Here is a 10,593-nt window from a genome sequence, read left to right on the forward strand (position 1 = left end):
GCCGCTCCCGTTGCCGGGTGAACGGGTTTTTTCAGCGCGCTCCCCCGAGGTGATCGCATGCCAGAGATCGAACTCGGCGTGCCGAAGGGCGTCGTCGAGTCGCTCCCGGAGGACGAGGGGACCGCCGAACGCGACATGCGACGCGCCATCGCGGGGATCCAGTCGCGGCTGAACGAGGCGCTCGACGAGGCGGACCCGGACGAGGCGGCCGAGGTCGTCGCCGACGCGGTCGAGCGCATGGAGTCGCAGGCGAGCACGTACCACGAGTTCGTCCCCGAACTGCGCGCGTGGGGGCAGTCGCCGATATACGCCATCGCGTGGCGGAACCTCTACCTGGAACTGATCGGCCAGCTGTACGACCACGAGTGGCTCGCCGACGACCTCGACCGCGAGCGGAACTTCCGGCTGGTCGAGGACGGGATCCGGCTCTCGGACCTGTAGCGGGAGGGACCTCGCGCGGGTCGCGGATCGCTGCCGGTGCCGCGGGCCGCGGATCGCCGTCGCCGCCGCGCGGCCGCCGTCGGTTCGGTTCCGCGGCCGACCGCTTTTAAGCCGCCGCGACACGACGTACGGGTATGGAACTGGAACTGCGGTTCTTCGCGACGTTTCGCGAGGCCGCCGGCGGGAAGACGGTGAACGCGGAGTTCGCCGACGGCTCCACCGTCGGCGACGTTTTGGGCGAACTGGAGGCCGAGTACGAGGGGATGGAGGGCCGGCTGATCGTCGACGGCGACCTCGCCCCCCAGATCAACGTCCTGAAGAACGGCCGCGAGGTGCTCCACCTCGACGGGCTCGACACGCCGATGGCGGACGGCGACCGGCTCTCCGTCTTCCCGCCGGTCGCGGGGGGCGCATGACCGACGACGGGTCGGCGGCGACTGAGGGGAGCGTCGACGACGAGGCGGCGGCGGGGGGCGACTTCCCGCCCGCCGAGGAGGGGTGGGAGCGAAAGACGGTCGCGTACCGCGGCATCTCTCGCCGCCTCGCGGCTCATTACCTTCGCAACCTCGGCGGGGAGCTGGTGGGGACCGACGACCCCGCGGCCGCGACCCGGGTGGACGGCGACGGCTGGCGAGTGACCCTCAGCGCCGAGACGGTGACCGCCGCGGCCGCCATCGAACTCACCGAGGTGACCGCCGAGTTCGCGGGCGACCCCGAGGTCCTCGCCGAGCTCCTGCCGAAGTACCGGCAGAAGGCGATGCGCGCCGGCGGGTGATGTCCGACGACGCCGACGGCGGGGAGTCGGGGGACCGGGACGACGCCGAGAAGGACCCGGGTCCGTACCCCATCGAGGGGACCGCGCTGGTGAAGACGGCCGCGCTCGCGAGCGTGCCGGCCGCCCGCGTCCCGGCGCTGCTCACGCGCGTCCAGGCCGACCTGGGGCCCAGGATCGACGAGTACCGCCGGCGCTACGAGCGGATCGCGGCCGAGCCGGACCGCGAGACGTTCCTCGTCGAACCGGATCACTGGGAGGCGGTGGCCGACCGCGTGGGGCTCTCCGAGCGCGAGCGCGACGCGGTCGTGCGGGCCCACGAGGCCGCGGTCGAGCGGATCGGGTCCGGGAGCGGCCGCCGGGAGGAGTTCGACACCGCGCTGGAGATCCGGTCGGGCGTCGTTATCGGCGTCGACGTGGAAAGCGGAGGAGACGGCGACGCAGAGGCGGGAGCGAACGGCAGCGAATCGGATCCGGACGGAGGCGAATCGGACCCGGACAGCGGCGAGTCGGATTCGAACCGCGACTGACCCGAACGCTGCCGTCACCGACGCCTTTTCGGACGCCACCGCAGACGTTCCGGCATGCGACTCGCTCGACTGCTCACGCCGGACGGTCCCGTGGCCGGCCGCTACGACGACGGCGCGGTCGTCGCGGACGACGGCCGCTACGATGTCGGCCGCGACGGCCGGCTGCTCCCGCCCTGTGACCCCAGCGCGCTGTACTGCGTCGGCCGGAACTACGCCGAGACGCTCGACCAGATGGACTACGAGCGGCCTGACGAGCCGGACTTCTTCGTCAAGCCGCCGGCCAGCCTGCTGGCGCACGGCGAGCCGATCCGGTACCCGGAGTGGACCGACGAGCTGACCTACGCCGGCGAACTGGTCGCGGTGATCGACGAGCGCTGTCGCGACCTCGCGCCCGATGAGGTGCCGGGCGTCGTGCGCGGCTACACGGTCATGAACGACGTCGACGCGCTCGACCAGCAGGGGCGCACCGCCCGCAAGGCGTTCGACGGCTCCGCGCCGCTGGGGCCGTGGATCGAGACCGACGTCGACCCGACGGCGCTCGACATCGAGACGACCGTTGGCGGCAAGACGCGCCAGGACGCCAACACGGAGCTGATGCTGTTCGGTCCCCGCGAGATCGTCTCGTACCTCTCGAAGCGGTTCACCTTCGAGCCCGGCGACTGTATCGCGTTCGGCAGCCCCGCGAACCCCGGTCTCGTCGAGCCGGGCGAGCGCGTCGAGATCACGTACGAAGGGGTCGGGACGCTCTCGAACGCGGTGGTCGCGCCCGGCGCAGACTGACGCGCCGCGGGCGGCCGGCGAGCGGCGGGCGGCTGGCGAGTGGCGGGCGGCTGGCGAGTGGCGGGCAGCCGGCCAGCGGTGGCCAGCCGGCCAGCGGCGGACGGCTCAGCGGTCCGCCGGGTCGAGGTCGTCGACGCTCGCGTCGTCGATCAGCTCGGTTGCGGTCCGCAGGCTCTCCTCGTCGCCGGTTCGGACGTACGTGCCGAGAGCGTCGGCGGCCTCGACGAGGGCGTCCGCGGTCGCGGGCGACACGTCCCCGCCGAGGGCGTCGACGCGCGTGACGCGGTCGCGGAGGCGCTCGAAGGCGTCGCGGGCGGGGGCGATCCTGCCTTCTGGATCGGAGCCGTCGACGGTAACCGTCGGCGCGTCGTCATCGTCGGTCTCGTCGTCGCCGCCGGTCTTGTCATCGCTGCCGGCCTCGTCGTCCCCATCGGTCTCGTCCTCGGTCGGTTCGGCCCCGGCTTCGAGTTCGTCGAGGAAGTCGAGCGCGTCGCTCCGGTAGGCCTCGACTGCGCGCACGGCCGCCATTCCTCGCGCCTCTCGGAGTGCGGTCGGAACCTCCTCGGCCGCGGGTCGGTCGCCGTTGTCCGCACCGGCAAGTAGCGCGAGGAGGTACTCTCCGTCGGCGTCGGTCGGGTCGCGTAGCCGCTCGAAGCAGTCGACGGCCTCCAGCAGCTCGCGGGCCGCGAGGTACGTCCCGTCGATCGGGGCGAGCCGTCCCCCGTCGATGAACCCGCGCTTCCGGCAGTACTCCCGGAGGTCGGACTGGAGCTCGTCGACGCCGGAGCGGGGGAGGGTCTCTTGTGCCTCTCCGAACCTCTCGCGGTGGGGGGCGAGATCGAGCGAGACGGGGGCGTCCGTGTGGGCGGTGCGGTCGTCGACGCCGACGCTGCGCAGGTCGCCGCAGCTCGGACATGCGACGGAGCCCGTGTCGTAGTACGACCACCGCGCGCCGCAGGACTGGCACTCGCGTTCGCCGCGGACCTTCATGGCGCCTGGTTCGTCGCGTCCGCCCTAAACGGCTGCGGGTCGGTCGGCGCTCGGTGACGCGGCGGCGCGGATCAGATGCTCTCCCCTCGGACCGTCCGGGGCCAGTGGCCAGCCTATTTTACGCCCTCCGTCGAACGGTCCGTATGAGCTGGCACGCCGTCGAGGCCGTCGACCGCGCCGTCCGCGTCACGCGCGGGTTCCTCTTTCCCTTCGAAGCGGTCCGGTGGGCGAAGCTCGGGTTCTTGGCGCTCGTGATGGCGGGCGGCGGCGCCGGGGCGTCGGGCGCGACGACGTCATCTTTCGGCGGTCCCGCCGGCGGCGGCGCCGGCGCCTGGAGCGACGCCGGCCTGACGGAGCCCATGTCGGTGCCCGCGGGCGTCGAACGCGCCGCGAACGCGGGGGTCGAGCGTCTCGCCGAGGTCGACGCCGCGGTGCTGACCGGACTCGCTCTCGGAGTCCTCCTCGCGGGGATGGCTCTGTTCGCGTGTTCGATCGCGTTTCGGCTCGTCTTCTACGAGGCGCTCTCGACGACGGAGGTCGCGCTGTGGCGGCCGTTCCGCGACCGCTTCCGACAGGCGCTCGGGCTCCTCGGCGTCGCGGTGGTGAGCGCGGTCGCCGTCGGTCTTCCCGCGGTCGCGGTCGCGATTGCGATCGATCCCGACCTGTTGCGGTTCCTCGGCGTTTCGGTCGGAGGATTAGCTGGGCAGTCGTCGGTGACCGCACCGGTGTCCGGTGTGCTGGTCGTGATCGGGGCCACCGTCGTGCTCGCCGGGACCGTCGTCTCCAGGGTCACCTTCGAGTTCGTCGCGCCGGCGATGGTCGCCCGAGACGTGGGCGTGATCGACGGGTGGCGAGCGGTCTGGTCGTCGCTCCGCGGGTCGCGGGCGGAGGTCATCGTCTACTTCGCGGTCCACCTCGTCCTCGCCGCCGGCGTCGGGATCGTTCAGGCCGCCGCCGCCGCGTTCGTCGCCGGCGTCGTCGGGGTGGCGGCGCTCGTCGCGCTCCTCCTCGCGGCGGTGGCGCTCGGGGGCGTCGGGGCGATGGTCGGGACGACCGCGGGGGCGGTCGTTCTCGCGGCGGTGTTCGTCTGCGCGGTCGTCGCCGTCGTGGTCCTGACGCTCCCGGTGGCGCTTGTCGTGCGGACGTACCTGACCGCGTTCGAGGTCTCGACGCTGGCCGGCATCGATCCGGATCTCGCGCCGCTGGCGCCGACGCTCGTCGCGGGCGACGACCAGGAACCGAGCGGTGAGTGAGGCGGCGGCGGTCGGGCGTCGTCGGTGGGTGACCCGAGAGAGATCGTGCGTTGTCGAAGGGGGAATCCGAGAGAGGTCGGGTGGCTTCGGAGGGATCGGTCGGTAGTGATCGTGCGTTGTCGGAGGGGTCAATTGGGGACGATCGCGCACGGCCGGGGTTCTCGGCGCCGTGTACGGGTCGATCGGTGATCGTCGAACGTCGAATCGCGTACTCGACACCATCGGATAGCTTTTTACTCCGTTCACGAATGGAGAGAGACATGGGACTAGACGACGACGCGCGGGAGTACCACCGACAGGAGCCGCCCGGGAAGATCGAGATAGAGACGACGAAGCCCACGAACACGCAGCGGGACCTCTCGCTGGCGTACTCGCCGGGGGTCGCGGCGCCGTGTCGCGACATCGCGGCCGACCCCGAGTCCGTCTTCGAGTACACGGCGAAGGGGAACCTCGTCGCCGTCGTCTCGAACGGCTCGGCCGTCCTCGGGCTCGGTGACATCGGCGCCGCCGCCTCCAAGCCCGTCATGGAGGGGAAGGGCGTGCTGTTCAAGCGGTTCGCCGACATCGACGTGTTCGACATCGAGCTCGACATCGACGCCGTCGACCCGTTCTGTGAGGCGGTGAAAGCGATGGGACCGACGTTCGGCGGGGTCAACCTCGAGGACATCAAGGCGCCCGAGTGCTTCAAAATCGAGGAACGGCTCCGCGAGGAGATGGACGTCCCGGTGTTCCACGACGACCAGCACGGCACCGCGATCATCTCGGGTGCGGCGCTGATGAACGCGGTCGACATCTCGGACAAGGACCTCTCGGAGCTCGACATCGTCTTCTCGGGCGCGGGCGCGTCGGCCATCGCGACGGCCCGCTTCTACGTCTCGCTGGGCGCGCGCAAGGAGAACATCACGATGTGCGACTCTTCGGGGATCATCACCGAGTCGCGCGTCGAGAACGGCGAGGTCAACGAGTACAAGAGCCAGTTCGCCAGCCCGGTCGAAGGCGGCGACCTCGCGGACGCGATGGAGGGCGCCGACGTGTTCGTCGGGCTCTCCGTCGGCGGGATCGTTTCGCAGGAGATGGTCCGCTCGATGGCCGCCGATCCGATCATCTTCGCGATGGCGAACCCCGACCCGGAGATCACCTACGAGGACGCGAAGGACGCGCGCGACGACACGGTGATCATGGCGACGGGCCGGTCGGACTACCCCAACATGGTGAACAACGTGCTCGGGTTCCCGTTCCTGTTCCGCGGCGCGCTCGACGTGCGCGCGACCGAGATCAACGAGGAGATGAAGGCGGCCGCCGCGGAGGCGCTGGCCGACCTCGCGCGCAAGGACGTTCCGGACGCGGTCGTGAAGGCCTACGGCGACGAACCGCTCCAGTTCGGGCCCGACTACGTCATCCCGAAGCCGCTCGACCCGCGGGTGCTGTTCGAGGTGGCGCCGCGCGTCGCGGAGGCGGCGATGGAGTCCGGGTCGGCCCGGACCGAGATCGACTTAGCGAAGTACCGGGAGCGGCTCGAAGCGCGGCTCGGGAAGTCCCGCGAGATGATGCGCGTCGTCCTGAACAAAGCGAAGAGCGACCCGAAGCGGATCGCGCTCGCGGAGGGCACCGACGAGAAGATGATCCGGGCGGCGTATCAGCTCTCCGAGCAGGGGATCGCCGAGCCGGTGCTGCTCGGCGACGCGGACACCATCTCGCAGACCGCGGCGGAACTCGGTCTGTCGTTCCGTCCCGACGTCGTCGACCCCGACGACCGGGACGTCACGGACTACGGCGAGCGGCTGTACGAGCTCCGCAAGCGCAAGGGCATCACGAAGCGCGAGGCGGACGACCTCGTCAAGCGCGACACCAACTACCTCGCGAGCGTGATGGTCGAGACCGGCGACGTGGACGCGATGCTCACCGGGCTCACCCACCACTACCCGTCCGCGCTCCGGCCGCCGCTCCAGATCGTCGGGTCCGCGGCCGACACCGACACCGTCGCCGGGGTGTACATGCTCACGTTCAAGAACCGGGTCATCTTCTGTGCGGACACGACGGTCAACCAAGACCCCGACGCGGAGACGCTCGCGGAGGTCACGCGACACACGGCGGACCTCGCGCGCCGGTTCAACGTCGAGCCGCGCGCGGCGATGCTGTCGTACTCCAACTTCGGGAGCGTCGACAACGAGGGGACTCGGAAGCCGCGCGAGGCGGTCGACATCCTCCAGTCCGACGACGCGGTCGACTTCCCCGTCGACGGTGAGATGCAGGCCGACACCGCCGTCGTCGACGACATCCTCAACGGGACCTACGAGTTCTCTCAGCTCGACGAGGCGGCCAACGTCCTCGTGTTCCCCAACCTCGAAGCCGGGAACATCGGGTACAAGCTGCTCCAGCGGCTCGGCGGCGCCGAGGCCATCGGCCCGATGCTCGTCGGGATGGACGAACCGGTCCACGTGCTCCAGCGCGGCGACGAGGTGAAAGACATCGTCAACCTCGCCAGCGTCGCCGTCGTCGACGCTCAGGAGTAACTCACCGAGCGGAGTCAGGCGAACGACCTCGTCGGTTGCTTTTTATTCTTCTTCGGCGGTTCCCACCAGCACCCGGGACCGAAGTGGCGTATTTCTCCTGCGGGCCCTACGTTTCCCGCGACTGATCCCACGCAAATTCTTCGCGGCTGACTCCGCGTCGTTCTCCGCGGCCGACGTGAGTCGCCGTGGGAGTGACACACCGTGTTTCCGGTGAAATCGGGTGTCGCTGTGTGTGGGTGTACGGCCGGCCGGGGTAGGCGTACGAGATCGCCGAAGTGGACTCGCGGACTCACTTGCGGACTCCATAATTCTGTCTGTTTTGAAACAACGGGTTTTATTACTCAAATGTGTGTACAGTCTGCCAAGCGGAGTGAGTAGAGGCTCGCCGAGCGACTGGAGTCGTTCACCGGAAACGCGGTCTCCCCCGTGAGGCGGGCACCGATATGACACCGTACACCGGATTTCCGGTGAAATGTAGGGACGTGTCTTCACCTTGTCTCGCCCCAGTTCCCCCGCTCTGGCAGCCGTTATTACCTTCTGTCGCTCTTTGAGGTTTCTGTCGCTCTTTGGGGTCTCCTTTTCCCTCATGGCAGGACTTACTCCCGACTCACACCACCAACCGCTCACCCCGTTTCACCGGAAACACGGTGTGTGTCTCGACCGGTCGAACCACCCGCCGACCTGCCTCCCGCCTAGTCGCGAAACAGAACGCATTTCACCGGAAACACGGTGTCTCCCTCATGGACGCAGCGGACGACCTCTTCACGAGGGAGGACCCTATCTTCGCGAACAAGGAGCTCCTCGAGATCAGTCACCTACCCGGAGAGGGACGGATCGTCGGCCGAGACGACGAGATATCCGACTTGGCGACGGCCGTCAACCCGGCCATCTTCGGACAGAGCCCGAGCAACGTCCTGATATACGGAAAGACGGGCACCGGGAAGTCGCTGTGTGCGAAGTACGTCTCCAAACGGCTCGTCTCCACCGCCAGCGAGGAGGGCGTCACCGCCACGTTCGCCTACGTCGACTGCGCGCAGGACACTACGGAGACCCAGGCCGTCCAGACCATCGCCGAGGGCGTGAACGACCCCGAGCAGACCGGTATCAACGTCCCCGACAAGGGGCTCTCGACTTCCACTTACTACAAGCGGCTCTGGCGCATCCTCGACCAGCGGTACGACGTGGTGCTGATCCTGCTCGACGAGATCGACAAGCTCGACGACGACGCGATCCTGATGCAGCTGTCCCGCGCGGGAGAGGCCGGGAAGATCACCGACTGTAAATTGGGCGTCGTCGGGATCAGCAACAAGATCCAGTACAAAGACCGGATGGACGAGCGCGTCAAGTCGAGCCTCTGTGAACGCGAGTTCGTCTTCCCGCCGTACGACGCGAACCAACTCCGTGAGATCATGCAGGCGCGCGCGGACGCGTTCCACGACGACGTGCTCGAACCGTCGACGATACCCCGCGCCGCGGCGCTCGCCGCGCGCGAGCACGGCGACGCCCGGAAGGCCATCGACATCCTCCGGTACGCGGGCGAGATAGCGCAGGCGAACGGCGAGCCTACGGTCCGCGAGGAGTTCGTCACGCAGGCGCGCGAGCGAGCCGAGACCGACCGCTTCCGCGAACTCATTCGCGGGTCCACGCCGCACTCGCGGTACGTGCTCCAGGCGCTCGCGCTGTTGTCGCTGTCGAACGGCCGCCAGGACGGGTTCCGAACGAGCCGCGTGTACGAGATCTACGAGAACATCTGCCGACAGGAGGGGTCCGACAGCCTCTCGCTGCGCCGCGTCCGCGACCTGCTGAAGGAACACGCGTTCCTCGACATCATCGAACAGTCGAAACACAGCGGCGGCAGCGCCGAGGGGAGCTACACCAAACACCAACTCCTCGAGGACCCGAGCGTCGTCAAAGAAGTACTCACCGAGGACGACGCCGAAACGTAACGGGACCGCACTCAGCCGCTCGACAGCGACCCACGGCCGCTCGACACCGGTCGCCGCCCGTCTCCGAGACGGCGGGAACCGAACAGACCGATCGATTCGACCCTCAGCCGAGCAGGCCGAGCCCTTCGATGCGCTCGACGATCTCCTCGACGGCTTCCTCGGCGTCGTCGGTGCGCTTGCCGCCGGTGATGACGATTTTCCCGCTCCCGAACAGCAGGATGACGACCTCGGGTTCGTCCATCCGGTAGACGAGCCCGGGGAACTGCTCCGGCTCGTACTCCACGTCTTCGAGACCGAGACCGATAGCGAGGGCGTTGAGGTTGAGGTTGTGTCCGAGGTCCGCGCTCGACACGATGTTCTGGACGGTGATATCCGGGTCGTCCTCGACGGGGATCTGGAGCCCGCGGAGCTTCTCGAAGATTATCCCGAGCGCGTCGTGGACGTCGTCGATGCTCTTCGCGCCCGTACACACTATCTTCCCCGAGCGGAAGATGAGCGCGGCCGCCTTCGGCTCCTGGGTCCGGTACACGAGGCCGGGGAAGTTGTCCGGGTTGAAATCCGCACCCGGAAGGTCCTCCGCGAGCGCCTCCAAATCGAGCTCCTGACCGATACCCGTCGATGCAACAACGTTCTGAATCTCGATCGAGTCTGCAGGGTTCGTCATCGTTCGCTTTTATATGTGTCCCCCTCCCTTATAAACGCCCGTGGTATAAATGACCGGCTGCCCCGAGTTCCTCCTTCGTTCGATGTCGCGCACGCGTGTGTGGCCCCGAGTCGTCGGAGTCACTGTGATACAGTTCTGATATGTCTGCCGATCACGCGCTCCTTTCAAGCCGCTCGCTCCCGCGGGCGAGCTCTACTCGTCGCGCCGCGTCGACGAGTCACTCGGTTCTGAGTTGCTCCATGAAACCGCATGACGTGGCGTCGATGGTTCGACGGGGTTAAGTACAACCCGGGCATTCGATGAGATGCGAGGCGCCCCCGGCGAGGGGGCACCGACCGGCCGTCGACGCGGCCGGTCGAAGCGTTCCGACGTGCTTAAGTGTATAAGCCCGTTCGGTCAAGACGCGAAGAACGCACCGCGGACTCGGGCCGTTCAACTCGGCCCGGTTTCGCAGAGTCGGTTCATCCGACTCATCCGATGAGGATCACGCCCCCTGCGCTCCGGCGTAAGCGGTGATCTGATGTGAGCCGTGGTCGTTCGGTGCCATCCAAGCCGCTGGCTGGCCCGGACACCACACAGACCAATGCAATGGTGTGTCAACACTATGTTGACACCCGCCAACACCCCCTTCGAGCCGGGAATCAGGCTCGAAGGACATACATTCCGGTTGATCCTGCCGGAGGCCATTGCTATTGGGATCCGAT

The 10,593-nt window shown here is 68.3% G+C and carries 10 protein-coding genes; 8 read left to right on the forward strand and 2 right to left on the reverse strand.

Features of this window, described 5'->3' with window-relative positions:
• Positions 1 to 57 precede the first annotated feature (57 nt).
• The 5 genes from EXE44_RS04220 to EXE44_RS04240 all read left to right on the forward strand — a co-directional run bounded on the left by EXE44_RS04220 (position 58) and on the right by EXE44_RS04240 (position 2,523).
• Positions 58 to 441: a hypothetical protein gene (locus tag EXE44_RS04220; protein ID WP_053772577.1), complete on the forward strand. Its 384-nt coding sequence runs from the start codon at positions 58 to 60 to the stop codon at positions 439 to 441.
• Positions 442 to 575: 134 nt separating this feature from the next.
• A complete protein-coding gene (locus EXE44_RS04225; protein ID WP_137716089.1) occupies positions 576 to 857 on the forward strand; it encodes a ubiquitin-like small modifier protein 1 in 282 nt (93 codons plus the stop codon).
• Positions 854 to 1,216, forward strand: a complete 363-nt coding sequence (locus EXE44_RS04230) for a hypothetical protein (protein ID WP_137716090.1) — start codon at positions 854 to 856, stop codon at positions 1,214 to 1,216. Before EXE44_RS04225 ends, EXE44_RS04230 begins: the two co-directional genes overlap by 4 nt.
• Entirely contained in the window at positions 1,216 to 1,743 is a 528-nt protein-coding gene (locus tag EXE44_RS04235) for a hypothetical protein (protein WP_137716091.1), read from the forward strand. Before EXE44_RS04230 ends, EXE44_RS04235 begins: the two co-directional genes overlap by 1 nt.
• Before the next feature lie 54 nt (positions 1,744 to 1,797).
• On the forward strand, positions 1,798 to 2,523 hold the full coding sequence (locus EXE44_RS04240; RefSeq protein WP_137716092.1) for a fumarylacetoacetate hydrolase family protein: 726 nt from the start codon (positions 1,798 to 1,800) through the stop codon (positions 2,521 to 2,523).
• Between the two features lie 105 nt (positions 2,524 to 2,628).
• On the opposite strand, the gene EXE44_RS04245 is transcribed toward EXE44_RS04240, so the two are convergent.
• Positions 2,629 to 3,513: a hypothetical protein gene (locus EXE44_RS04245; RefSeq protein WP_137716093.1), complete on the reverse strand. Its 885-nt coding sequence runs from the start codon at positions 3,511 to 3,513 to the stop codon at positions 2,629 to 2,631.
• Between the two features lie 143 nt (positions 3,514 to 3,656).
• Here EXE44_RS04245 and EXE44_RS04250 point away from each other — a divergent pair, with 143 nt between their 5' ends.
• From EXE44_RS04250 to EXE44_RS04260, 3 genes are all read left to right on the forward strand, one after another.
• On the forward strand, positions 3,657 to 4,766 hold the full coding sequence (locus tag EXE44_RS04250; protein ID WP_137716094.1) for a hypothetical protein: 1,110 nt from the start codon (positions 3,657 to 3,659) through the stop codon (positions 4,764 to 4,766).
• A gap of 260 nt (positions 4,767 to 5,026) precedes the next feature.
• The gene (locus EXE44_RS04255) at positions 5,027 to 7,279 is read left to right on the forward strand and encodes an NADP-dependent malic enzyme (protein WP_137716095.1); all 2,253 of its coding nucleotides are present in this window, start codon (positions 5,027 to 5,029) and stop codon (positions 7,277 to 7,279) included.
• Positions 7,280 to 8,019: 740 nt separating this feature from the next.
• Positions 8,020 to 9,225 carry a Cdc6/Cdc18 family protein gene (locus EXE44_RS04260; RefSeq protein WP_053772570.1) on the forward strand — a complete coding sequence of 402 codons (1,206 nt, stop codon included), beginning with the start codon at positions 8,020 to 8,022 and terminating at the stop codon, positions 9,223 to 9,225.
• 103 nt (positions 9,226 to 9,328) lie between these two features.
• On the opposite strand, the gene EXE44_RS04265 is transcribed toward EXE44_RS04260, so the two are convergent.
• Positions 9,329 to 9,889 (reverse strand): TATA-box-binding protein, encoded by a 561-nt coding sequence (locus tag EXE44_RS04265; protein WP_137716096.1) that lies wholly within the window; start codon positions 9,887 to 9,889, stop codon positions 9,329 to 9,331.
• Between the last annotated feature and the right edge of the window lie 704 nt (positions 9,890 to 10,593).

It is taken from the genome of Halorubrum sp. SS7, assembly GCF_005435055.1.
In the GTDB taxonomy this organism is placed as follows: domain Archaea; phylum Halobacteriota; class Halobacteria; order Halobacteriales; family Haloferacaceae; genus Halorubrum; species Halorubrum salinarum.